This is a genomic window from Mesorhizobium kamtschaticum, assembly GCF_056174585.1.
In genome coordinates this window covers 6,429,671-6,454,451 of sequence record NZ_CM149691.1, presented here as the reverse complement: position 1 = coordinate 6,454,451, position 24,781 = coordinate 6,429,671, and the positions used below count along the sequence as shown (strand labels likewise).

At 64.1% G+C, this 24,781-nt stretch carries 19 protein-coding genes and 3 pseudogenes; 17 read left to right on the top strand and 5 right to left on the bottom strand.

The window, feature by feature from the left end; translation table 11 throughout:
- Nucleotides 1–17: 17 nt before the first annotated feature.
- From AC0V7N_RS32040 to AC0V7N_RS32005, 8 genes and pseudogenes are all read left to right on the top strand, one after another.
- Entirely contained in the window at nucleotides 18–860 is an 843-nt protein-coding gene (locus AC0V7N_RS32040) for a transporter substrate-binding domain-containing protein (protein ID WP_475452244.1), read from the top strand.
- A 74-nt stretch (nucleotides 861–934) separates the two neighbouring features.
- Nucleotides 935–1,594: an amino acid ABC transporter permease gene (locus AC0V7N_RS32035; protein WP_475452243.1), complete on the top strand. Its 660-nt coding sequence runs from the start codon at nucleotides 935–937 to the stop codon at nucleotides 1,592–1,594.
- On the top strand, nucleotides 1,591–2,451 hold the full coding sequence (locus AC0V7N_RS32030; protein WP_475452242.1) for an amino acid ABC transporter ATP-binding protein: 861 nt from the start codon (nucleotides 1,591–1,593) through the stop codon (nucleotides 2,449–2,451). The genes AC0V7N_RS32035 and AC0V7N_RS32030 overlap by 4 nt, the downstream gene beginning before the upstream one ends.
- Before the next feature lie 84 nt (nucleotides 2,452–2,535).
- A pseudogene (locus AC0V7N_RS32025) lies at nucleotides 2,536–4,013 on the top strand (aldehyde dehydrogenase family protein).
- A 14-nt stretch (nucleotides 4,014–4,027) separates the two neighbouring features.
- A complete protein-coding gene (locus AC0V7N_RS32020) occupies nucleotides 4,028–5,722 on the top strand; it encodes a GMC family oxidoreductase (RefSeq protein WP_475452240.1) in 1,695 nt (564 codons plus the stop codon).
- 17 nt (nucleotides 5,723–5,739) lie between these two features.
- Nucleotides 5,740–6,522, top strand: a complete 783-nt coding sequence (locus tag AC0V7N_RS32015) for an HpcH/HpaI aldolase family protein (protein ID WP_475452239.1) — start codon at nucleotides 5,740–5,742, stop codon at nucleotides 6,520–6,522.
- 25 nt (nucleotides 6,523–6,547) lie between these two features.
- Nucleotides 6,548–7,813, top strand: coding sequence for an FAD-dependent oxidoreductase (locus AC0V7N_RS32010; RefSeq protein WP_496627509.1), 1,266 nt, complete (start codon nucleotides 6,548–6,550; stop codon nucleotides 7,811–7,813).
- Between the two features lie 77 nt (nucleotides 7,814–7,890).
- Nucleotides 7,891–9,306 (top strand): annotated as a pseudogene (locus AC0V7N_RS32005) (NAD(P)-dependent oxidoreductase); the annotation flags it as partial.
- 56 nt (nucleotides 9,307–9,362) lie between these two features.
- Here the strand turns inward: AC0V7N_RS32005 and AC0V7N_RS32000 are convergent.
- The 5 genes from AC0V7N_RS32000 to AC0V7N_RS31980 form a co-directional block, all read right to left on the bottom strand.
- Nucleotides 9,363–10,859, bottom strand: a complete 1,497-nt coding sequence (locus AC0V7N_RS32000) for an HAL/PAL/TAL family ammonia-lyase (protein ID WP_475452237.1) — start codon at nucleotides 10,857–10,859, stop codon at nucleotides 9,363–9,365.
- 137 nt (nucleotides 10,860–10,996) lie between these two features.
- Nucleotides 10,997–12,094 carry a zinc-binding dehydrogenase gene (locus AC0V7N_RS31995; RefSeq protein WP_496627508.1) on the bottom strand — a complete coding sequence of 366 codons (1,098 nt, stop codon included), beginning with the start codon at nucleotides 12,092–12,094 and terminating at the stop codon, nucleotides 10,997–10,999.
- A 9-nt stretch (nucleotides 12,095–12,103) separates the two neighbouring features.
- The gene (locus AC0V7N_RS31990; protein WP_475452235.1) at nucleotides 12,104–13,483 is read right to left on the bottom strand and encodes an aspartate aminotransferase family protein; all 1,380 of its coding nucleotides are present in this window, start codon (nucleotides 13,481–13,483) and stop codon (nucleotides 12,104–12,106) included.
- A 32-nt stretch (nucleotides 13,484–13,515) separates the two neighbouring features.
- Nucleotides 13,516–15,009: an aldehyde dehydrogenase family protein gene (locus AC0V7N_RS31985; protein WP_496627506.1), complete on the bottom strand. Its 1,494-nt coding sequence runs from the start codon at nucleotides 15,007–15,009 to the stop codon at nucleotides 13,516–13,518.
- Between the two features lie 129 nt (nucleotides 15,010–15,138).
- A complete protein-coding gene (locus AC0V7N_RS31980; RefSeq protein ID WP_475452234.1) occupies nucleotides 15,139–15,630 on the bottom strand; it encodes an Lrp/AsnC family transcriptional regulator in 492 nt (163 codons plus the stop codon).
- An 83-nt stretch (nucleotides 15,631–15,713) separates the two neighbouring features.
- On the opposite strand from AC0V7N_RS31980, the gene ehuR reads away from it, so the two are divergent.
- From ehuR to doeA, 9 genes and pseudogenes are all read left to right on the top strand, one after another.
- On the top strand, nucleotides 15,714–17,099 hold the full coding sequence (gene ehuR, locus AC0V7N_RS31975; RefSeq protein ID WP_496627505.1) for a MocR-like ectoine utilization transcription factor EhuR: 1,386 nt from the start codon (nucleotides 15,714–15,716) through the stop codon (nucleotides 17,097–17,099).
- 125 nt (nucleotides 17,100–17,224) lie between these two features.
- Complete coding sequence (gene ehuA / locus AC0V7N_RS31970; protein ID WP_475452232.1) at nucleotides 17,225–18,016, top strand: ectoine/hydroxyectoine ABC transporter ATP-binding protein EhuA; 792 nt, start codon at nucleotides 17,225–17,227, stop codon at nucleotides 18,014–18,016.
- 87 nt (nucleotides 18,017–18,103) lie between these two features.
- A complete protein-coding gene (ehuB, locus tag AC0V7N_RS31965; RefSeq protein ID WP_475452230.1) occupies nucleotides 18,104–18,955 on the top strand; it encodes an ectoine/hydroxyectoine ABC transporter substrate-binding protein EhuB in 852 nt (283 codons plus the stop codon).
- Between the two features lie 213 nt (nucleotides 18,956–19,168).
- Nucleotides 19,169–19,828, top strand: coding sequence for an ectoine/hydroxyectoine ABC transporter permease subunit EhuC (gene ehuC, locus AC0V7N_RS31960; RefSeq protein ID WP_475452228.1), 660 nt, complete (start codon nucleotides 19,169–19,171; stop codon nucleotides 19,826–19,828).
- Between the two features lie 34 nt (nucleotides 19,829–19,862).
- Nucleotides 19,863–20,521, top strand: a pseudogene (gene ehuD, locus AC0V7N_RS31955) (ectoine/hydroxyectoine ABC transporter permease subunit EhuD).
- 3 nt (nucleotides 20,522–20,524) lie between these two features.
- The gene (gene eutA, locus AC0V7N_RS31950) at nucleotides 20,525–21,301 is read left to right on the top strand and encodes an ectoine utilization protein EutA (protein WP_475452224.1); all 777 of its coding nucleotides are present in this window, start codon (nucleotides 20,525–20,527) and stop codon (nucleotides 21,299–21,301) included.
- 183 nt (nucleotides 21,302–21,484) lie between these two features.
- On the top strand, nucleotides 21,485–22,474 hold the full coding sequence (eutB, locus tag AC0V7N_RS31945) for a hydroxyectoine utilization dehydratase EutB (protein WP_475452222.1): 990 nt from the start codon (nucleotides 21,485–21,487) through the stop codon (nucleotides 22,472–22,474).
- Complete coding sequence (locus AC0V7N_RS31940; protein WP_475452220.1) at nucleotides 22,471–23,463, top strand: cyclodeaminase; 993 nt, start codon at nucleotides 22,471–22,473, stop codon at nucleotides 23,461–23,463. The genes eutB and AC0V7N_RS31940 overlap by 4 nt, the downstream gene beginning before the upstream one ends.
- 135 nt (nucleotides 23,464–23,598) lie before the next feature.
- Nucleotides 23,599–24,777: an ectoine hydrolase DoeA gene (gene doeA, locus AC0V7N_RS31935; RefSeq protein WP_475452218.1), complete on the top strand. Its 1,179-nt coding sequence runs from the start codon at nucleotides 23,599–23,601 to the stop codon at nucleotides 24,775–24,777.
- The last annotated feature ends 4 nt before the right edge of the window (nucleotides 24,778–24,781 follow it).

Sequence of the window (24,781 nt, the reverse complement as noted above, 5' to 3'; positions counted from 1 at the left end):
CAGAAAAGGGGAATGACATGAAATTCACAGTAATGCGTACGTTCATGGCCGCTTTGACCATTGGTCTTGGCCTGCTCAGCGCGCCAATCGCGGCTTCCGCGGCTGACAATCCGTCCGCCGTCATCGACCAGATCCGCGCCAGCGGTGTGCTCAAGGTGCCGGTGATGACCGGCGAGGAGCCCGGCTATATCAAGGATCCGGCCACCGGCCAGTGGAGCGGCTTCTACTACGAATTCCTCGGCGAGATCGCGACCCAGCTCGGCGTCAAGCTCGAGCCTGTCGAGACAACCTGGGGCAATCTGGCCGCCGACTTCCAGTCCAACAAGATCGACATCGCCATCGGCGTCAATCCGAACCCGAAGCGCGGCCTTGTCGTCGACTATCTCTGGGAGCCGCTGTTCACCGACGCCTGGGCCGTGCTGACGCCTCCCGGCAAGCCGGTCAAGACCTGGGCCGAACTCAATTCGGCGGACAAGACCGTCGTCGTGCAGAAGGGCAGCACCATGCAGGTCGTTGCTGAAGCCTTGCTGCCGAAGGCCAAGATCACGCCGGTGGAAGATCGTGGCCTGGCGCTGATGGAACTGCAGGCTGGCCGCGCCGATGGCGTCGTGCTTTCCATTTTCGACGCGCTGCAGATCACCAACCAGAAGATCGGCAATGTCTCGTTGCCTGAGCCGATCCTGCGCAATCCGGCAACGCTGGCCGTCGCCCGCAAGCCGGGCAATGCCGGCTACATCAACTTCCTGACCAACTGGATCCTGCAGGAGCGTTCGCTCGGCCTCGCCCAGGGCAAGCTTGCCCGCTCCTGGGAAGCCCGCGGCATCGACCTGTCGATCCTTCCGGCAGGTTTCTCCTTCTGATCGCAACAGCCTGACCGCCGCCTGGTGCGGCGGTCAGGCCACCACTGGACGTGCATCGAACCAGTGAGGACGCCATGCTATTCGACTACACAGTCATAACCAACAATATCGGGCTGCTCTGGCAGGGCCTGCTGATGACGCTCTACTTCACCGTCATCACGATCGGTGCGGGCATGCTGATCGGCCTGTTCATCGGGCTCATCCAGCTGAGCACGTTCAAGCCGCTGGTCATCCTCGGCCAGATTTATGTCGAGTTCTTCCGCAACATTCCGCTGCTCGTCACGCTGTTGTGGGTCTACTACGCCTTCCCGATCTTCGCCGGCATCAATGTCACCAAATTCTGGGCCGGCTTCATCGGGCTGAGCTGCTATGTCGGCTCCTTCTACGCCGAAATCCTGCGCGCCGGCGTCCAGTCGGTCGATCCGGGCCAGACGGACGCGGCGACCGCGATCGGCATGTCCTACGGCCAGCGCATGCGCCGCATCATCCTGCCGCAGGCTTTTCGCAAGATGATCCCGCCGCTCGCCGGCCAGTCGATCATCCAGATGAAGAACACGACGCTGCTGTCGATGATAACGGTTCCGGACCTTCTCTATCAGGCCAGTTACATCTCGAGTTTCACCTATCGGCCGATGGAGGTTTACACCGCCGTCGGCGTCATCTTCCTCATCATCCTGGTGCCGCTGACGCTGCTGTCGCGGAAACTCGAAAAGAGCGGGGCCAGCGTAAAATGAGCACCACCCAAACCAACGCCGCCGTGACGGACAAGAACGACAAGCCTGTCCTGCGGCTGGATGGCATCTGCCTGAAGTTCGGCGACAAGCGTGTGCTGAACGGCATCGATCTCTCGGTCGTTGAAGGCGAAGTGGTCGTGCTGATCGGCGCCAGCGGATCGGGCAAGACCTCGCTGCTGCGCTGCATCAACCTGCTCAACGTGCCGACCAGCGGCAGCATCGTCATCGATGACGAGACGCTGTTCGACAGGCGGGCCGATGGCAAGGGCGCTCAGATACCGGCCCAGGAGGTCAATCGCATCCGCTCCAAGACCGGCATGGTCTTCCAGCAGTTCAATCTCTTCCCGCACATGACGGCGCTCGAAAACGTCATGGAAGGCCCGGTCATCGTCAAGAAGGAGCCGAAGGAGCAGGCGCGTCAAACGGCGCTGAAGCTTCTCGATGTCATGGGTCTGGCGCAGCATGTCGAAAAATATCCGCGCCAGCTTTCCGGCGGCCAGCAGCAGCGCGTCGCGATTGCGAGAGCCATGGCCATGCAGCCCAAGGTGATGCTGTTCGACGAGCCGACCTCGGCACTTGATCCCGAACTGGTCGGCGAAGTCATGAAGGCAATGGTCGAACTGGCCAAGAGCGGCATGACCATGGTGATCGTCACCCACGAGCTCGGCTTCGCCTTCGAGGTCGCCGATCGGGTGGTGTTTCTCGATCAGGGGCTGGTGGCGGAGCAGGGGCCGCCGGCCAAGGTGCTGCTGCATCCCGAACATCCGCGTCTGAAGAGTTTTGTCGGACGCTTTCATGAATCGGCGGATCTGCTTCGCCCGTTCCTCGAGGCGCGTGAAGCCGAGAAGGCGTGCTGACGGCACGCCCGCTTCACGCACGACAGTCAAGCGGACATCGTCGAATGCGCCCCCCTTCGAGCTGGCCGCAAAAGGAAGACATCAATGACACTGAGTTTCGATCCGGCCACAATCGCCATTCCCAGGGGCCATCACATTGGCGGGCAATACGTTGAATTGCCTGGCGTGGAGATCGAGGTTCTCCGCCCCTCCGATCTCCAGCCCATGGGGATGATCACCGATGGCGGCGAAGCGGCGGTGCAACAAGCCGTCGATGCGGCCAAAAGGCGCTGGCGCAGAGCCGCTGGGCGAAGATCGCGCCACGCGATCGCGCCGCCGCGCTCATGCGTTTCGCGGCGCTGATCGAGGAGAACGCGACCTATCTCGGCCAGCTGGAAGCGATGGGATCGAGCCGGCTGATCTCGATGACGATTGCCCGCGATGCGGTGCGCACCGCCGGCGTCGTGCGCTACTACGCCGAGTTCTGCGACAAGATCGAAGGCACGGTCACTTCGACCGAGGCGAATGCGCTCAGCATCGTCAAGCATGAGCCCTATGGCATTGTCGGCGCGATCGTTCCCTGGAACTTCCCGATGATCACCGCGGCCTGGAAATTCGCGCCGGCGCTGGCCGCCGGCAATGCGGTGGTGATGAAGACGTCGGAACTGACGCCGCACAGCCTTCTGGCGCTGGCGGAGCTTGCCGCCAAGGCCGGGGTTCCGGCCGGCCTGTTCAATGTCGTCAACGGCTACGGTCACACGACGGGGGCGGCGATCGTGCGCCATCCCGATATCCTGAAAATCTCCTTCACCGGGTCGACGCAAACAGGTGTCGCCATCATGACGCTGGCCGCCCAGTCCGGCATCAAGCCCGTCACGCTCGAACTCGGCGGCAAGAGCCCGCAGCTGGTGCTGGCCGATGCCGGCGATATCGATGTCGTGGCCGGCCGGGTCGCGGCGGCGTTCATGGACAATGCCGGCCAGGTCTGCACGGCCGGTTCGCGGCTGATCGTCGAGGACAAGATCGCCGATCAGCTTGTCGACCGCGTCATCGCTCGCACCAAGGCGATCAAGGCCGGTCCGACCTGGGACGAGACGACCACCTTCGCGCCGATCATCAGCCGCAAGCAGCTCGAGCGCATCGATACGATGGTCCGCGCCAGCATCAGCGAGGGCGCCTCCGTTGTCACCGGCGGCACGGTGCTGGAAGGCCGCAACGAAGGCAGTTTTTTCGCGCCGACGATCCTCGAAAACGTCTCCGACGACAATATCGGGTTCAAGGAAGAGTTCTTCGGTCCGGTGCTGACGGTGCGCAGCTTCACCGACCTGGAAGAAGGCCTCGCCTTGGCGGCGCATCCGGTCTACGGGCTCGCCGCCAGCGTCCACACCACGGATTTGAAGAAGGCGCTCAAGGCGGCGGATTCGATCGAGGCCGGCATGGTCTGGATCAACCAGCACGGGCGCGGCCCGGAGTTCACCTACCCGGCCGGCGGCTACAAGGGCTCCGGCTTCGGCAAGGATATGGGCCGTGCCGGCATCGAGGCGTTCCTGCGCCAGAAGGCCATCTGGGCCAATTACGCCTGAGCGAGCGCAAGCACATGCAATTTGACTATATCATCGTCGGCGGCGGCTCGGCCGGAGCTGTGCTTGCCAGCCGTCTTTCCGAAAACGGCACCAGACGGGTGGCGCTTTTCGAGGCTGGGCCCGACACGCCGCCGGACGAGGTGCCGGAGGTGATCGCCGACAGCTATCCCGGCCTCTCCTATTTCGACCCGAAATACCATTGGACGGAACTGCGCGTCTTCAACCGCTCGCCGAAGCAGAATGCGCAGGTGATCAAGACGGCCAAGCTCGAACAGGCCAAGGTGATGGGCGGCGGCTCCAGCATCAACGGCCAGTTCGCCGTGCGCGGCCTGCCGCACGACTATGACGAGTGGGAAGGTCTCGGCCTGCCCGGCTGGGGATGGGACGGCATGCTGCCCTATCTCAAGAAGCTCGAGCGCGATCTCGATTTCGATGGCGAGCTTCACAACAAGACCGGCCGGATTCCGATCCGCCGCGTCTTTCCAAAGGATTGGGCCGGCTTCACCAGATCCGTGCTCAAGCAGACGGAAAGCGAATATCCCTACCGGCCGGACTACAATGGCAGTTTCGAGGACGGCTCGTTCCCGCTGCCGCTGTCGAACGAGAACGACCGCCGCGTGTCGACCGCGATCGGCTATCTCGATGCCGGGGCGCGCGCCCGCAAGAACCTGCACATCTTCGCCAATGCCTTCGTCGAGAGACTGATGACCGAGGGGACGCGCATCACCGGTGTCGAGGTCACGATCGCTGGCCGCACAAAGATCTACAACGCCAACGAGACGATCGTTTCAGCCGGCGCCCTGCATTCGCCGGCCATCCTGCTTCGCGCCGGCATCGGGCCGGCGGCGCAGCTGAAGCGGCTGGGCATTGAAGTGGTCGCCGATCGCCCCGGCGTCGGTGAGAACCTGACCGATCATCCGCATATAGCCGTCGGCGCGCATTTCAAGAAATCCGCGCGGCTCAAGCCCGGTCAGCGGCGCCACATCTTCTTGGGGGTGAGATACTCTTCCAACTATGCTGGCTGCCATCCGGGCGACATGCTCCTGATGCCGGTCAACCGCGCCGGCTGGCATCCGCTCGGCAAGGCGATGGGCGCGCTCAATGTCTGCGTCAACAAATCCTATTCGCGCGGCACCGTGACGTTGAAGTCCCCGGTCCAGACCGATGAACCGATCGTCGATCTGAACATGGCCTCCGACGGCCGCGACCTGATGCGCCTGGTCGACGGCTTCAGGCGCATCTGCAAGATCATGCTGTCGCCCGATGTCCAGCAGCACGTCAACACCTGGTTCCTGACCGGCTACAGCGACGAGGCGCGCGCGCTCAGCGTCCGCAAGCCATCGAACTGGGTCAAGACCGCGACCGCGGCCTATCTCTTCGACTATGCACCGTTCTTCCGCGAGACCTTGCTCAAGCGCAAGTTCGGCACCACCGACCGTATCCAGGCGATGCTCGGCAATGAAGAGCTGATCGCCGATTGGGTCAAGCAATCCGTCTGGTCGGGCTGGCATGTCTCGGGCACCTGCAAGATGGGCGCCGACAACGACCCGCTGGCGGTGCTGGACGCCGAGTGCCGCGTGCGCGGCGTGCAGGGCCTGCGCGTCGTCGACGCCTCGATCATGCCGACGATCGTCGCCGCCAACACCAACATCACGACCATCGCCATCGCTGAAAAAGCGGCGGACCTGATTTTGAATTCCCGACAATAGCAAAGGACCTCAAGACTATGCGCAAGAACAAGGTGAAGGACATCTGGGCCGCCGGCGGCGAAGTGGTCACGGGCTGGCTCGGCATTCCGTCGTCGATCTCGGCGGAACTGATGGCCCAGCAGGGCTGGGACGCGCTGACGGTCGACCTCCAGCATGGCGCGACCGACTATGTCGACGCCGTACCGATGCTGCAGGCGATCTCGACGACCGATACGACGCCGATGGTGCGCGTGCCGTGGAATGATCCGGCGATCATCGGCAAGGTGCTCGATGCCGGCGCCTATGGCGTGATCTGCCCGATGGTCAATACCGCCGAGGAAGCGGACGCCTTCGTCAAGGCCTGCCGCTATTTCCCCAAGGGCGGCCGCAGCGTCGGGCCGCTGCGCGCTTCGCTCTACGCCGGCGCCGACTATTTCCAGCACGCCAACGACACCATCATCACCATGGCGATGATCGAGAGCGAGCAGGCGGTGAAGAACCTGGAAGACATACTGAAGACGCCGAACCTCGACGCCATCTTCGTCGGTCCGTCGGACCTCGCGGTCACCATGGGCGAGGCGCCCGGCTTCGATCCGCGCTATCCTGCCGTCTACGAGGCGATCGAATACATTGCCGCCAAATGCAAGGAAGCCGGCGTCATCCCGGGCATCCATTGCGGCTCGGTCGCCTATGGCGTCGACATGCGCAAGATGGGCTATCGCTTCATGGCCTATCTCTCCGACTTCCGCATGCTGCAGCAGATGGTGGCACGTTCGCTGCCGGCCTTCCGCGCCGGCACGCCAAGCGCGATCGCGCCCTGATCGGCAAAAATCCGGATCGATCGCCATGACATCGACAGGCACGCCGCGCGGCAAGGTGACGGTCATTGGCGCCGGCATCATCGGCGTCTGTACCGCAAACTATCTGCTCGAGCAGGGTTTTGCCGTCGAAATGGTCGATCCGGCCTTGCCAGGATCTGAGGAGCAATGCTCCTTCGGCAATGCCGGCGGCATCTGCCCGGGGTCGTGCATCCCGAACTCGATGCCGGGCGTGCTGCGCAACGTGCCGAAATGGCTGATGGACCCGGAAGGTCCGTTGATCGTGCGGCTGGCCTATCTGCCGCATGCGCTGCCCTGGCTGCTGCGCTTCCTCGCCGCCAGCCGCCAGCCGCGCGTCGAGGAGATATCAGCGGCGATGCGCTCGCTGCACCGCTACACATTCGACTGCTACGAGCCATTGATCAAGGCGGCCGGCTGCGAGGATCTGTTGCAGAAACGCGGCCAGCTCTTCGTCCATGAAACCGCCGACGGGCCGTCGAAGGGGGCTTATGGCCTCGGGCTGCGGCGCGAGCATGGCGTAAAGGTCGACATCCTCGATGCCGACGAAATCCGCCAGCTCGAACCGGCCCTGGCGCCGATTTTCAAGAGCGCCGTTTATCTGCCCGAGCAAGGGCAGTGCCCCAATCCTGGTCGGCTTGTCGCCAGGCTTGCCGAACATGCTGCGCGCCAGGGTGCCCGCTTCATCAGGGCGAAGGTGATCGGCTTCGACATGGCCCCCAACGGTCCCTCGGCGTTGCGGCTGGAAGGCGGTGGGCGCATGCCGGTCGAAACCGTGGTGCTGTGCGCCGGCGCCTGGTCGGGCGATCTCGCCCGCAAGCTCGGCGACCGCATTCCGCTCGAGAGCGAGCGTGGCTACCACATCATGGTCAAGGGGGCCGATACCGGCCTGCGCATCCAGACCATTTCGGCCGACCGCAAATTCGTCGCTTCGCCGATGGAGGATGGACTGCGGATCGCCGGCAATGTCGAATTCGCCGGCCTGAAGGCGCCCGCGAACATGAACCGGGCGGATGTTCTCCTGAAGCAGGCGAGACCGATGTTCAGGAAGCTGGAGGTCGGCGAGGTCACGCGCTGGATGGGGCATCGGCCGGGAACGCCCGACAGCATTCCGGTGATAGACCGGGCATCACGGGCGAAAAACGTCATCTACGCCTTTGGTCACGGCCATCAAGGCCTCATTGGCGGTGCCGTCACCGGTAAGATCGTGTCGCAACTTGCCGCCGGTTTGCCGCCGGTGATCGATCTGACACCCTTCCGGGCGGATAGGTTCTGATTATTCAGGCTGCTGCCGCAGCGGGCCTGCCGTTCTTGCACGAGGGAAACGACGTGACCGCAAACACCAGTTCACAGGCCGTGGAGCCGATCGACCCGCAGCGCGTCTACGCCGCGCTGATCTGCGATCTGGTCGGCCTGCGCTTCGGAGCCGACGGCAAGCCTGACCCGAGTGAAGTGCGCGCCCATATCGAGGCCAAGGGCGGCCGCTTCCATGCAACAGCGCTTGGCGACAAAGCAGGCCTCGAACAGGGCCGGGTGCATTTCTTCTACCAGCCGGATCTCAGCACGCGCGAAGAGCTGATCGAAGCCGCGGGTGACGGCCGCTATGACGCCGTCATCGCCGCCGCGACTTTTCTGCCCGCAGAAACTGTCTTTCCGCTGGCCGGCGTTCGGATCGGCGCCGGCACCGGCAATATGGGCTCGCGCTCATGGGGCGGCGGCAGCGGCGAGGGCGGCACTGCCGTGCTGATGAACACGCCCGGCATCAACAGCCGCGCCACGGCGCAGATGGTGATGAAGGCGATCCTGAAAGTGCTGCCGGATCTTCCGGTCGACAGGCTTCACGAGCGGGTGGCGCGCGGCGATTTCGACACCGGCCGTGAGCTGCGCGATTTCCCCACCGAAAAGCTCGAAGGCAAGACGATCACAATCATCGGCTACGGCAATATCGGCCGCGAGGTCGCCAAGCTCGCCCGCGCCTTCGGCATGCGCGTGGTGATCCATGCACGGCCGCGACATCGGGACTGGGTGGAAGCCGAAGGTTTTGCCTTTGCGCCAGACCTCATCGATGCGGCAGAAGGCGCCGATGTGCTGAGCGTCCATGTCGGCCTGGGCAAGCAGGATGCGCAAACCGGCCGCTACGCCAATGCCGGCATCATAGGCAAGGACGTCCTGTCACGCATGAACAAGGGCGCGGTACTAGTCAACTACGATCGCGGCGAGCTTGTCGATGTTGCGGCCCTTGGCGACGCGCTGGACGCAGGGCAGCTGCGCCACGCCGCCATCGATGCCGACCTGTTCAGGGATGCCTCGACCGGACGTCTTTCCGGTCCGATGCTGCCTTATCTCGACCTCGTCGAAAGGCATGGCGACAAACTCGAACTTCTGCCGCACGCCGCGGCCGATACGGACCATCCGTCACGTGTCGCCGGTGCCAAACAGGCCGTCGACCAGCTGTTCGATGTCATCTGCCGCAAATCGGTGACCAACGCGAAAGGCAACGTGCCGCCGGGCTATCTTTCCTTTGGAGCGACGACGCCCCCTGGCATCGGACCGGTGACGGCGGATCACCTTTTGAAATTGACCGCCAACGACCGCTCCGAGCTGGCGGATGTCTGTGGTCGGCAAAGCCGGCTGTGGAAGGCGCTGTCGGACACGCCGCCCGCCGAGCGCGGCACGATCGTCGCCGAACAGGGCGAAGAGCTCGTCCGGCTGATCGACCGTTTTTGCCTTCTGGCCGAGAAGCTGAATCTCAGGGGGCCTTATCAATAATATCGGCCTGCCGCCGCGCGGATTTAAAAACGGCAGCTGTCGGATGGGAGCCTCGCTCAGTATCTTGGTCCCGCCACCATCCGCGCCATCCGCGTCATGTCGGTGCTCATCTCGCGGTCGTCGTCGAGCGGGCTGACAAGCGCGCGCACCGCGGCGAAGGTGCGCTGCGGTCCTTCGCCCACGCTGTCGACGACACCGCGCAACTCGACGCCCGTCGCCGCGAAGATCAGCTCCATAGCCACGAGATAGCGCATGCGCTCGATGATCTCGGCGGTCTTGGCCACCACCCTGGGCGCCATCGACGACTGATCCTCGATGCCATCCGAAACCGCGAGCGGGCTGAGCGACATCGGATTGGCGAGATGCCGGATCTCGGCTTCCAGCGCGGACAATGGTTTCTGCAGTTCCGCATAGCCCTGGCGGCTGCCGCCTCTCGCCGACAGGAAGCGCGGCAGGTCGGCGATCGTCGGCGACATCAGCTTCATGCAACGGTTGGCGGTGCCGACCGCGCAATGTGCGAGCGCCTGGCCGAGCTGTTCAAAAGCCAGCGTCATCGCCGTGAGGTCGAAATTGCCGTTGGAAATCACCCGTTCGCCCTCGGCCAGGATCACGGGGTTGTCGCCCGAATGGGTCAGTTCGATCTCGGTCGCCAGCCTTGCCTGCTCGAAGGTATGCAGCAGCCCTCCCCAGACCTGCGGCACGCAGCGATAGCTGAGCGGATCCTGGAGGCGCCGCGCCGCCTTGTCCTTCCACAGGCCACTGCCCGAAAGCTCCGTGCGTAGCCGCGCGCCGATCTCGCGCTGGCCGAACGCCGGCCGCGCGGCGAGGGCATCTTCGTCGATCGCGGTGAGAGAAGAGCGGAACGCCTCATAGTTGAGGGCGACGGCTGCCATCGCCCAGTCGATGAGATGGGCGACGTCTTCGAGGCACAGGCACGCCGTTCCGGTTGACAGGCTGTTGGCGACGATGATGGCGTGGCCGTCCTTTTCGCGCAGGTCGAGCGGCTCGAGCCCGGCGAGAGCGAGCGCTTCGGCGGAGGGCATGATCCTGCCCAGGAATTCCGCTTCGCCATCGCCGCGCAACGACCTTGCCATGTGGCCGAGATGGGCGAGGTCCGCCGCGCCGATCGATCCCCAGGTCGGGATCACAGGATGGACGCCGGCATTGAGCGCCGCCACCAGACCCATGACCACGCGTTCGGAAGTGCCGGTGCCGCCGGCGGCCATGCCTGAAATGCGCGCGGTCATCATCGCCCGCACTGCCTCGGTCGGCAGCGCCGGTCCGATGCCCATGCTGTGGCTAAGCGGCACGCTGTGCTGGAAGGCGATCAGGTCGGCCTGCGCCAGCGGCGTGTCGACGCAAGCGCCGAGGCCCGTGGTGACGCCGTACATCGGTTTGCCAAGCCCAGTGAGATGTTCGATGAGGGCGCGGCTCGCCTGGACGCGGCGCATCGCGTCTTCGCCCAGCATCAGCCGGGCGTTGCGGCGTGCGATCTCGGCGACATCAGCCACGCCAAGTGGCTTGGCGTCGAGCAGTATCATCCGGGCTGTCATGTCTCGCCTGTATCCTGTGACCAGAGGCCCGGACCGGCGGCGCGGCGGGCGTCACCGTTTGTGGCGGCTTGCCGGCTGGACTGCAAGCCATTCCGATTATGGCAGCGGGCAGAAGCGAGGATGCCTGGATTTCTGAACTACGCCGACCGCTCCGCGACGGCGTCGGGCACCACCACCAGCTTGCCGACAAAATCCTTGGCGATGAAATCGGCCTGCGCTTGATGAAAATCGGAGAGCCTGTAGACGCCGCCGACAAGTGGCCGGATCTTTTTCGCCTCGATGTATCCAACGATCCGCCGGAAATCGGCGCGCGTGCCCTGGCTCGAGCCATGCAGTTGCAACTGCTTGAGATACATGGTCCTGAGATCAAGCTGCACAACCGGGCCGGCGATCGCGCCGGCGGTGGTGTAGCGGCCCTCGGGCCGCAGGATACGCAGCAGGTCGTTGAAGATCGCGCCGCCGACGAGGTCGGCGACGACGTCGATCGGCTTGCCGCCGGTCGCCTCAGTCACGGCTTGCGGCAGGTCGGCGCCGCCGCGGGTGATCACCGCCTCGGCGCCGATGTCGCGCACCGCCTGTTCCTTGCCCTTGCCGACGATTGCATAGGGGATCGCGCCGCGTGCCCGCGCCAGTTGCACGATGCCGGAGCCGACACCGCCCGAGGCGCCGGTGACCAGCACGCGCTCGCCTGTCTTGAGTGCGGCGCGTTCCAGCATCTGTTCGCCAGTCAGATAGGCACAGCAGAAGGTGGCGAGTTCGACATCGCTCATATCCGTGTCGACGACATGCGCATTCTGCGCCGGCACGGTCTGGTACTCGGCGTAACCGCCATCGCGGCCATGGCCCATATAGTCGATGTCGGCGAGTGAATCGTCATCGCGATTGTAGATGGAGAAATCGACCATCACCCGCTCGCCGATCCGATCAGGTGAGACGCCTTCACCGATGGCCACGATATGACCGACCGTGTCGGCGCCCTGGATGCGCGGGAAAACAAGCGTGTTGCCCTGCCTCCGCCAGGTCGACACGGCGGCGGCGTCCTCTTCCGTGCCATAGGCGCCCTGGCGCACCCAGACATCGGTGTTGTTCATTCCGCAGGCACTGACCTTGACCAACACTTCCCCTGCAGCAGGCGAGGGCACTTTCACATCGGTGCGGTAGACGAGCTTTTCCGGTCCGCCGTGCCCGGTGAGCAGCACGGCGGCCATGGAGGCGGGGAGGGTTCTGGCATTCATGTGTCGATCTCAGAGATTGGCAAACACGCTTTTCACCGCATCGGCCGTCTTCGACACGACGATATCGGCTTCTTCACGGGTCAGGCAAAGCGGCGGCGCAAAGCCAAGGATGTCGCCCTGCGGCATGGCGCGGCCGATAACGCCGCTTGCGGCCAGCGCTGTCGCCACTTGCGGTCCGATCTTCTGCGAAGCGTCGAAGAACACCCGGTCATCCCGATCGGCGACGAACTCGACCGCCGCCAGCATGCCGTCGCCGCGCACCTCGCCAACGTTCTTGTGCCCGCCGACGGCCTTGGCCAGTTCGGCGCGGAAATAGGCGCCGGTCTCCCTGGCATTTGTCACCAGGTCCATCTCGTCGATCAGTTCGAGATTGGCGACGCCGGCGGCAACGCAGATCGGATGCGCCGAATAGGTCCAGCCATGGCCGAGCGAACCGAGCTTGTCGGAACCCTGCACCAGCACCTGCCACATCTTGTCGGCGACAATGACGCCCGACAGCGGCGCATAGGCCGAGGTCAGGCCCTTGGCGATGGTGATCAGGTCCGGCTTGATGCCGTAATGGTCGGAGCCGAACATGGTGCCCAGCCGGCCGAAGCCCGTGACCACCTCGTCGGCGACCAGCAGCACGTCATACTTTTTCAGTACCGCCTGGATTTTCTCCCAGTAGCCGGCCGGCGGCGGCACGATGCCGCCAGTGCCGAGGATCGGCTCGCCGATGAAGGCGGCGACAGTTTCGGGCCCTTCGGCCAGGATCATCTCCTCGAGCTTGTCGGCGCAATGCTGCGAGAACTGCTCCTCGCTCATCGAGCGATCGGCGCGGCGGAAGTAATAGGGCGCCTCGGTGTGCAGGATCGGCGCGCGCGGCAGGTCGAAAGCGTTGTGGAACAGGTCGAGCCCGGTCAGGGAACCGGTCATCACGCCCGAGCCGTGATAGCCGCGCCAGCGCGAGATGATCTTCTTCTTCTCCGGCCGGCCGAGCACGTTGTTGTAGTACCAGATCAGCTTGATGTTGGTTTCGTTGGCGTCCGAACCGGAGAGGCCGAAATAGACTCTGCTCATACCCTTGGGCGCGCGGTCGATGATCATCTTGGCCAAAGTGATCGAGGCCTCGGTGCCGTGCCCGACATAGGCGTGGTAGTAGGCGAGGTTGCTTGCCTGGGTGGCGATGGCGTCGGCTATCTTCTGGCGGCCATAGCCGACATTGACGCAATAGAGGCCGGCGAAGGCATCGATGCTCTTCCTGCCATTGTTGTCCCAGACGGTGACGCCTTCACCACCGGCCATGATGCGCGTTGGGCTTTCGCCGCGCGCGTGCGTGCCCATATGGGTCGAGGGATGGAAGAAGTGGTCGCGATCCCAGGCGGCGAGTTCATTGGACTGGTCGAGCATTCTTTTGACTCCTTGAGAAATCCGGGTGGGGTCTAAGCCACATCTAAACAGAGATATTTTAGATCGGTGAAAGCTTCGAGGCCATGGCGCGAGCCTTCGCGGCCGATGCCGGATTGCTTGACGCCGCCGAACGGAATCGGCGCGCCGGTGATCTTGACGCGGTTGATGGCGACCATCCCATAGTCGAGCGCGCGGCCCATCCGCTGTTGGCGCGCGCCGTTCTCGGTCACGACATAGGCGACCAGGCCATATTCGGTGGCATTGGCGCGGGCGATCACCTCGTCCTCGCTGTCGAAAGGCGTGACGGCGGCGACCGGCCCAAAAGTCTCCTCGCGCATGATCAGCGCCAAGTCGGAAACATCGGCCAGCAGCGTCGGCTGGTAGAACAGCGGCCCGGCCTGATGGCGCTTGCCACCGGCGAGGCAGCGCGCGCCATGAGCGATGGCATCGGCGACCTGCTCCTCGACCTTCGCCACGGCGCGCTCATGCATCAGCGGCCCGATATCAATCTTGTCGGCGAGTCCATTGCCGATCCGCAGCGCCTCGATGCGCCTGGCGAAGGCGGCGCAGAAGCGATCGTAGAGCGGGCGCTGGACATAGATGCGGTTGGCGGCAAGGCAGTCCTGGCCCGATGTGGCGAATTTGGCGTCGATGGCGATGCTGACCGCCTTGTCGAGGTCCGCGTCGGCAAACACGATAAGCGGTGCGTGGCCACCAAGCTCCATCACCAGCCGCTTCATCGTTGGCGCGCTCTGGGCGGCGATCAGCCTGCCGATCTCGGTCGAGCCCGTAAAACTCATGGCGCGGACGCGTGGGTCCTCGCACATCCGGCCGACGATCGTCGCGGCCTTGCCGGTGACGATGTTGAAGACGCCGGCGGGCAGGCCGGCACGTTCGCCAAGTTCAGCCAGCGCCAGCGCCGACAGCGGCGTTTCCGAGGAGGGATGCGCGACAACGGTGCAGCCGGCGGCGAGAGCAGCGGCCGCCTTGCGGGTCAGCATGGCCGAGGGGAAATTCCACGGCGTCACGACACCGACGACGCCGAGCGGCTCACGCCGCACCATCATTTCCGCGTTCGGCAGATGGCTGGTGACGCTCTCGGCGTTCAGACGTTTGGCTTCTTCTGCGTACCACTCGACGAAGGAGGCGGCATAATCGATCTCGCCGAGCGATTCCTGCAGCGGCTTGCCCTGCTCCAGCGTCATCAGCAAAGCGAGGTCGTCTTTCGCGGCGATGATCAGCTCGAACCATTTTCGCAGAATTTTCGACCGCTCCTGCGGCAGCAGCGACCGCCAGGCCGGGAAGGCGCGGGCGGCGGCATCGATCGCTCTCGTCGTTTGCCGCGCATCCAGTGCGGCAACGAAGGCGACAGTGGTGCCGGTGGCCGGATCGGTGACCTCAAAACTTTCGGCCGCCTCGCTTGCCGTCCAGTGCCCGTCGACATAGGCAAGTTCGCGCAGCAGCCGGCGGTCGGCAAGGCGGTCAAGAGCTTCATGGCGATGCGAGCGGGCGAAATGCGCGGACATGGTCGAAGCCTCCCGGTTCGGTCTGATGCCGGGAGACTATCCACCACGAGCAGACAGAGAGGCTGTTTGGGAGCGCGTTGATAGAGAGTCTCTCTTATTGCGTCGGTCGGGCAGACGATCTCTCCGGCGCTACGGCGATGCCGGCAACAGGTCGGCTATGGGCAGCGCAATATCGTCCTTCACCGTCTTGATGACGATGTAGGTGAAGTAGCGGTCGATGCCGATTTCGCGCTCGAGCAAGCCGTCGACCAATCGCTGGTAGGCATCGATGTCTCGCGCCATCACCTTCAAGACATAATCGACGCCGCCGCCCACCGACCAGCAGGCGACAATTTCGGGGATATCGCGGATGACGCGCTCGAAGCGGTCGAAATCGGCCTGGCGGTGACTGGCCAGCGTCACCTCCATCAGCACGGTGGCGACCGGCGCCACGACGCGCATGGCGATGCGGGCGTGATAGCCCGAGACGATGCCGGCCTTCTCCAGCTTGCGCAGCCGCATCCAGCACGGTGTCGGCGACAGCCCGACCTGCTCGGCCAGCGCCAGCTTGGTGATGCGTCCGTCGCGCTGGATGGCATCGAGGATTTTGAGGTCGATCGGGTCGAGTTTCGCAGCAGTCATCAGCGCCCACTTTTTCGTCCACAGTACCATGACGGCGCATTATTTCGATTGTCAATTGCACTGATTTCGATCTCTAATAAGTCATGACATTGTGGCAACCCGATCCCGCGCTCATCCGGCGGCCAGCCTATCAATCGCTGGCCGACCAGTTCGCGCGGGCCATCCATGACGGGCGTTTGGCCAATGGCGCGCGGCTGCCGACGCATCGCCGGCTGGCTGACGATCTCAAACTGTCAGTGCAGACGGTCAGCCGCGCCTATGAGGAATTGATCCGGCGCGGCCTGATTTCGGGCGAGATCGGCCGCGGCAGCTTCGTGCAGACCCAACGCCGCGAGCCTGAACCGCCCTATCTGCCGGAGCGCCTCGGCGAGGTCATCGACCTCTCGATCCTGAAGCCGGTCTGCGAGCCGATGCATTTGGAGCGGCTGAAGCAGGCATTGGGCTGGCTGGCCGAGAACCTGCCGTCGAGTTCGGCGCTGTCGTTCCGGCCCAACATGGTGTTCCCGCGCCATCGAGCGGTCGCCGTCGAATGGCTGAAACTGTGCGGGCTGGATGTCTCCGCGCAGAACATCAGCCTGACCAATGGCGCCACCGCCGGCATGACGGTGGCGCTGATGAGCGTGGCGCCGCCGGGATCCACCGTCGCCACCGAGGCGATCGGCCACCACACGCTGGTGCCGCTGGCGCGCTATCTCGGCTTCAACCTCGAAGGCCTGCCGATCGACGACAACGGCCTGATCCCCGAGGCGCTGGACGAGGCCTGTCGGCTGTCAGACATCCGCGCCGTGTTCGTGCAGCCCTCGGTGATCAATCCGACGGCAACCCTGATGGATGCACGGCGGCGCGAAGAAATCGCAGCAGTTGCGCGCAAGCATGACATCGCCATCATCGAGAACGATGTGCTGGGGCCGCTGGTCGAGGACCGGCCGCCGCCAGTCGCGGCTTTCGCGCCGGAACGCACGCTCTACGTCACCTCCTTCACCAAGATCACCGTGCCTGGCCTGCGCATCGGCTATCTCGCGGCGCCCGACCGCTACGTTGCCGCCGTCGCCAACCGGCACCTGGTTTCCAACTGGATGGCAACGCCGCTGGTGGCGGAGATCGCCACCAAATGGGTAACCGACGGCACGGCGATGGAGCTTGTCCGTTGGCAGCGCGCCGCGCTGCGGCGGCGGCAGGATATCGCCGCCGAGGTGCTTGCCGGGATCGACTATCGTGCTCGGCGCGACGGGCTGCATATCTGGCTGCAACTGCCCGATGACCGTGCCGAGGAGGGTTTTGTCGCCCAGGCGCGGCTGCAAGGCGTGGCGATCGCGCCGGGCACCTCCTTCCGCATTTCCGACGCGCCATGGCATCCGGCGGTGCGCATCTCGCTGGGCTCGACCACCGAAGGGGAACTGCGCGCCGGCCTCGGCGTTGTCACCAAGCTGTTGCTTGGCGATCCGGAGCACCTGCTGCTCGCCATCTAGGCCAGTGTTGCTCGGAAATTGTGCGGAATCAGAATAATTGTCATGATATTATTTTCCCAATTGACATGATTTTGCGCGTTCCGCATCGTTAAGGGCACAGGCTTCTCCAGCACGGGGAAATTCATTTGTCCGCAACCGCGCCTATCATCAAGATCGACGGCATCTCGAAGAGCTTCGGCAGCTTCAAGGTGCTCGACGGCCTGTCGATGCAGGTCATGCCGCGCGAGAAGCTAGCGTTGATCGGCCCGTCCGGCTCGGGCAAGACGACGATCCTGCGCATCCTGATGACGCTGGAGCGCATCGATGGCGGCCACATCCAGATCGAAGGCGAGCAACTCTACCACATGGAGCGCAATGGCCAGCTGCTGCCGGCCGACGAGCGGCATCTGGCCAGGATGCGGCAGAAGATCGGCATGGTCTTCCAGTTGTTCAACCTGTTTCCGCACAAGAGCGTCATCGACAATGTGACGCTGGCGCCGATGTTGACCAAGGGCACGCCGCGAGCCGCCGCCGAGAAGCGGGCGATGGAACTGCTCGACATGGTCGGCATGGCCGACAAGACCAAGGCGATGCCAGCGCAGCTGTCCGGCGGCCAGAAACAGCGCGTGGCGATCGCCAGGGCGCTCGCTTTGCAGCCCAAGATCATGTTGTTCGACGAGGTGACGTCGGCGCTCGACCCCGAACTGGTCGAGGAGGTGCTCAACGTCCTGTGGCGGCTCTGCGCGGAGACCGACATGACCATGCTGCTGGTCACGCACGAGATGGGGTTTGCCCACGACTTCGCCGACCGGGTGCTGTTCTTCGATCGCGGCAAAATCGTCGAGGAAGGCAAACCCGACGAGATTTTCCGCAATCCCAAGCAGGAGCGCACGCAAGGCTTCCTTAAGAAGATCATCGCGGCCGGACATCGCGTCTGACCGTCATGCCCGAGGCGACAACGCCGTCCTCAAGGGGCGGAAAGCTGCCTCGAACAAACCAAGACAAGAAACAAGGAGTTGGGAACAATGAAGAAACTTGGCATTCTGGCCGGCGTCGCCGGCCTTGCACTGACGGCGGTGCTGGCCGCCTCGACCGCGGGTTCGGCCGACGACAGCAAACTCGAGCAGTTGAAGGCACAGGGCTTCGCCCGCGTCGCCATCGCCAACGAGCCGCCCTACACGGCGGTTGCCGCCGACGGCAAGGTTTCGGGCGCGGCGCCCGACGTGGCGCGCGAGATCTTCAAACGCCTCGGCGTTGGCGACATCGTCGCCTCGATCTCCGAATATGGCGCCATGATCCCCGGCCTGAAGGCCGGCCGTTTCGATGTCGTCACCGCCGGCCTGTTCATGAAGCCGGAGCGTTGCGCCGCGGTCGCCTATTCCGAGCCGGTGCTGTGCGACGCTGAGGCGATGCTGGTGAAGAAAGGCAATCCGAAAGGCTTCAAGAGCTACGAGGACGTCGCCAAGGACACGACCGCCACGATCGGCGCGCCGGGCGGCGGCACCGAGGAGAAGCTGGCGCTCAATGCGGGGGTGCCGCGCGAACGTGTCATCGTTGTGCCGGATGGCCAGAGCGGCCTGAAGATGGTGCAGGACGGCCGCATCGACGCCTATTCGCTGCCGGTCCTGTCGATCAACGATCTGATGAAAAAGGCCAATGATCCGAGCCTCGAAGTCATCGCGCCCGTGCAGGGCGCGCCAGTCTATTGCGACGGCGCCGCCTTCAAGAAGGGCGACGAGGCGCTGCGCGATGCCTTCGACGTCGAGCTCGCCAAGATGAAGAAATCCGGCGAGTTCGCCAAGATCATCGAGCCCTACGGCTTCTCGGCGGCTGCCGCGATGTCGACGACACGCGACAAGCTCTGCTCGGCGAAGTGATTTTTGCCTTCTCCCCGTTCACGGGGAGAAGGTGCCCCGAAGGGGCGGATGAGGGGCGGCGCCAAGTTTGGAGAAGCTAGCGCTGCCCCTCATCTGCCTGCCGGCTTTCGTCGCTCGAAAAGCCAAGCAATTGGCTTTTCGCCCGCTACGCGGACCGCTCCTCAACTCCCCGTAAACGGGGAGAAGGGGCTAAAATGAAACGTTGGAACCCAGATGACCCAGTGGTCCGGCTATCTCGGCCTGATATTGCAGGGAGCGCTTGTCACCATCGAGCTGACGCTGATGGGATCGGTGCTTGCCCTGATCATGGCCTTTCTTGCCGGCATGGGGCGGCTGTCGCGCTTCTTCGCGCTGCGGGCGCTGGCCACCGCCTATATCGAATTCTTCCGTGGCACATCGATCTTCGTGCAGCTGTTCTTCGCCTATTTCGTGCTGCCGCTGATTGGCCTCGAACTGACTCCGCTGCAGGCCGGCGTGCTGGCGCTGGGCCTCAATGTCGGCGCCTATGCCGCCGAGGTGGTGCGCGGCGCCGTGCAATCGATCGGCCGCGAACAGCACGAAGCCTGCATCGCGCTCAATCTCGGCCGCTGGCAAGGCATGCGTCACGTCATCCTGCCGCAGGCATTTCTGGTGATGCTGCCGACCTTCGGCAACAACGCCATCGAACTGCTCAAGGCCACATCGGTCGTCTCGCTGATCTCGCTCGCCGACCTCACTTTTCAGGCCCAGGTGGTGCGTGCCCAGACTGGCAACACCATGGTGCCGTTCACCACCATCCTGATCATCTATTTCATCCTGGCGCTGCTCATCTCGTGGGGCGTGCGCTCGCTGGAGCGCCGGCTGGCGCGTGGCCTTGATGGGGTGCGCGTCTGATGGCCAATACCCTTCTGATAAATCGGACCTGCTGATGGAATGGGATTGGGATTTTGTTCGGCAGATCCTGCCGACGCTGATCCAGGGGGTGAAGATCACCATCCTGGCGACGCTGCTCGGCTCGGTGCTGGCGGCGATCGTCGGGCTTGGCATTGCGCTCGCACGCCGCTCGCCCAACAAGGCCCTGTCGCGCACCGTCGGCTGGGCGGCCGATTCATCCGCGGCACACCGCTTCTGGTGCAGCTCTATTTCATCTTCTACGTGCTGCCCGACATCGGCATTCTTCTGCCGCCGCTCGTCGCCGGTGTCATAGGGCTTGGGCTGCATTACGGCACCTATACGGCCGAGGTCTACCGCGCCGGCATCGACAATGTGCCGCGCGGCCAGTGGGAAGCCGCCAAGGCCTGCAATCTCAGCGCCACGCAGACCTGGACGCACATCATCATTCCGCAGGCCATCCCGCCGATGATCCCGGCGCTGGCCAATTACTTCATCGCCATGTTCAAGGAGACGCCGTTGCTGTCGGCGATCACCGTGCTGGAGCTGATGAACCAGGCGAAGAGCGTCGCCAACACCTACTATCGTTACATCGAGCCGATCACTTTGGTCGGCGCTTTCTTCCTCGCCATCAGTCTTTGCTCGGTCGTGCTGCTGCGCTGGCTGGAACGCCGCTACGGCAAGATCGAGAGGTAGTTCGTGAAACCCTTGCCCGAGATCAAGGTCCACCCGAAACGGCCCACGCTCGATGACCGCCCGCTCGAGCGGCGCGTCGGCCTGATCATCCTTGCCACCGACCACACCAGCGAGCCGGATTTTCGCCGCATGGTGGCCAGCGAGCGCATCGGCGTCTATGTCGCGCGCATTCCCTATGCCAACCCGACGACGCCGGAAAACTTGCGCAAGATGCAGCCGGCGCTGACCGCGGGCGCGGCGCTCATCCTGCCCGACGAGCCACTCGATGCCATCTGCTATTCCTGCACCTCGGCCTCGGTGGTGATCGGCGACGCCGAGATCGAGGCGGCGATCCAGGCCGCCAAGCCCGGTGTTCCCGTCGTCACGCCGCCAATGGCGGGCGTGCGTGGGCTGAAGGTACTCGGGGCGAAAAAGATCAGCATCCTCACCCCCTATACGGTCGAAACCTCCAGGCCGATGGCGGCCTATTTCGCGGCGCGGGGTTTCGAGATCGCCAGCTTCACCTGTCTCGGTTTCGAGGACGACCGCGAGATGGCACGCATTCCGCCGGCGACGCTTGTCAATCTGGCGCGCGAGGCAACACACGCGCAGGCTGACGCATTGTTCGTGTCCTGCACGGCACTGCGCGGTGCGCTCGCGGTGATCGGCATGGAAGAAGCGATCGGCCGCCCGGTGGTGACCAGCAACCAGGCCAGCGCCTGGAATTGTTTGCGGCTGTGTGGTGACGAGACGGCTCATCCCGAATTCGGGCGGCTGATGACGTTGCCGCTGGTGCAGTAAGACCATGTCCTGCATGCACGAGCGACCCCCTCTGGCCTGCCGGCCATCTCCCCCTCGAGGGGGGAGATTGGCTGCCGCGCGGCTTTCGCCAATTACTGACGTCGCAGGAAGAGTGGCAGCGGCGAAGCTGCTGATCTCCCCCCTCGAGGGGGAGATGGCCGGCAGGCCAGAGGGGGTCGCCCGATGACGAGCGCCGTCGCCCTTCAGGACATCCGTATCGCTCGTGACCGTATCGCCAACAAGATCGAGCGGACCCCAGCCGTATTGTCCCATAGCCTGTCGGAGCGTCTCGGCCTCCCCATCCACCTCAAGCTCGAACACCGCCAGACCACCGGCAGCTTCAAACTGCGTGGCGCCTCGAATGCCATCGCTTCGCTGAGCGCGGAAGAAAAGGCACGCGGCGTAGTCGCGGCATCGACCGGCAATCATGGCCGGGCGCTTGCCCATGCGTCAAAGCTCGAAGGCATGCGCGCGGTGATCTGCATGTCGCGGTTGGTGCCTCAGAACAAGCTCGACGAAATCCGCCGGCTCGGCGCCGAAATTCGCATCGTCGGCAACAGCCAGGATGACGCCCAGCAGGAGGTCGAGCGGCTGGTGGCGCAAGAGGGATTGGTGATGCTGCCGCCCTTCGACCACCCCGCCATCATCGCCGGGCAAGGCACGCTCGGGCTGGAGATGATCGAGCAGGTCCCGGACGCTGCTCTCATCCTGGTGCAGCTCTCCGGCGGTGGGTTGGCCTCGGGCGTCGCAGCCGCCATCAAGGGCATCAGCCCCGGTACAAAAGTCATCGGCGTTTCGATGGCGCGTGGTGCGGCGATGAAAGCGAGCCTCGATGCCGGCCGGCCTGTGCTGGTGGAAGAACTGCCGACGCTGGCGGATTCGCTCGGCGGCGGCATCGGCCTCGACAACAGGCTGACCTTTTCCATGTGCCGCGACCTGCTCGACGACGTCATTCTGCTCAGCGAGGACGAGATAGCCGCCGGCGTCCGCCATGCCTACGCTGAGGAGCGCGAGATCGTCGAAGGCGCCGGCGCGGTCGGCATCGCCGCGCTGCTCGCCGGCAAGGTCAAGGCAAACGGACCGGTGGTGGTTCTTCTCTCCGGCCGCAACATCGACATGAATGCGCACCGCAAGATCATCTGCGGCGACGCGATAGCGGAGCGTGCCGCATGAGCCGGATGACGATCCTCACCGAGAGAGAACTGCGCAAGATCGTGACGCTCGACCTCGATGCCGTCGCCTGCGTCGAAAACGCTTTTCGCGCGCTGGCCACCTTGCCGGTGGCGATGCCGCCGATCCTGCGGCTCGATATTCACGAGCACCGCGGCGAGGTCGACGTGAAGTCGGCCTACGTACCCGGTATCGACGGCTTCGCCGTGAAAATCAGCTCCGGCTTCTTCGGCAATCCAAAACTCGGCCTGCCGAGCGGTGGCGGCATGATGGTGCTGCTTTCGGCAAAGACCGGTGTGGTCGAGGCGCTGCTGCTCGATAATGGCTACCTGACCGATGTCCGCACCGCTGCGGCAGGCGCGGTCGCGGCGAAGCATCTGTCGCGCGAAGACTCCGCTGTAGCAGCGATCTTCGGCGCCGGTTTGCAGGCAGGCCTGCAATTGGAAGCACTGCGCCTTGTCAGGCCGATCGTCGAGGCGCGCATCTGGGCGCGCGACGCCGCCAAGGCCGAAGCCACTGCTGCTCGCTTGAGCGAAAAACTGGGCATCATCGTACGCGCCGAGCCCGACGCGGCAAAGGCGGCTACCGGCGCCGACATCGTCGTCACCACGACGCCGTCGACAGAGCCGCTGATCAAGGCCGGCTTCGTCTCCGCCGGCCAGCACATTACCGCCATGGGCTCGGACGCCGAACACAAGAACGAGATCGCGCCGGCGATCCTGCGCATGGCCGATCTCTATGTCGCCGACAGCGCCCGCCAGACACAGCGTCTGGGCGAACTGCACCATGCCATCGCCGCCGGGGTTATGGCAGCCGACGCCGAAGTGACCGAGCTTGGCCAGATCATCGCCGGTGCAAAGCACGGCCGGCGTTCGGCCAGCGACATAACCATCGCCGACCTGACCGGCACCGGCGTGCAGGACACGGCGATCGCCACGCTCGCCCGCGACCGGGCTCGGGCGGCCAATGCCGGAACCATTTTCGAAAGCTGATGCTGGCCAAAGCGTGATCCGGAAAAGTGGGAACCGGTTTTCCGAAAAGATCACGCTCAAACAAGAGACAGACGACGAGTCGGATTCAACGAAGTTGAAACAGGCTCTAGGCCCAACAAACGAGGACCAAGAACAATGCAACCAAACCTGAAATTCTCGCGCGGCGAATTTGCCGATCGCCTCGCCAAAACGCGGCAAGCCATGGAGGTGAAGGGCGTCGATCTGCTTGTTGTCAGCGACCCCTCCAACATGGCCTGGCTGACCGGCTATGATGGCTGGTCGTTCTATGTGCATCAGGCCGTCATCGTATCCCCGTCGGGCGAGCCGGTCTGGTACGGCCGTGGCCAGGACGCCAACGGCGCCAAGCGCACCGCCTATCTCGCGCATGACAACATCGTCGGCTATGCCGACCATTACGTGCAGTCGACCGAGCGTCATCCGATGGACTTCTTGTCCAGGGTGCTCGCCGATCGCGGCTGGGGCAAGCTCACCGTCGGCGTCGAGATGGACAATTACTGGTTCTCGGCCGCCGCCTTCGCCTCGCTGCAAAAACATCTGCCCAATGCCCGCTTCGTCGACGCCACAGCCCTGGTCAACTGGCAGCGCGCGGTGAAGAGCCCGACCGAAATCGACTATATGCGCAAGGCTGCCCGCATCGTCGAAGCGATGCACCAGCGCATCGTCGACAAGATCGAGATCGGCATGCGCAAATGCGATCTCGTCGCCGAGATCTATGATGCCGGCACGCGCGGCGTCGACGGTATTGGCGGCGACTATCCGGCGATCGTGCCGCTGCTGCCGTCGGGCGTCGATGCCTCGGCGCCACATCTGACCTGGGACGACCAGCCGATGAAGCGGGGCGAGGGCACCTTCTTCGAGATCGCCGGCTGCTATAACAGGTACCATTGCCCGCTGTCGCGCACCGTCTTCCTCGGCAAGCCGACGCAGGAATTCCTCGATGCCGAGAAGGCGACGCTGGAAGGCATGGAGGCAGGCCTGGCAGCGGCAAAGCCCGGCAACGCCTGCGAGGACATCGCCAATGCCTTCTTCGCCGTCCTGAAGAAGTACGGCATCGTCAAGGACAACCGCACCGGCTATTCGATCGGCCTGTCCTATCCGCCGGACTGGGGCGAACGCACGATGAGCCTGCGCCCCGGCGACCGCAACGAACTCAAACCCGGAATGACCTTCCACTTCATGACCGGCCTGTGGCTGGAGACGATGGGATTGGAAATCACCGAATCCATCCTGATCACCGAAACCGGTGTAGAGTGCCTGGCCAATGTGCCGCGCAAACTGGTGGTGAAGAATTGAGCCC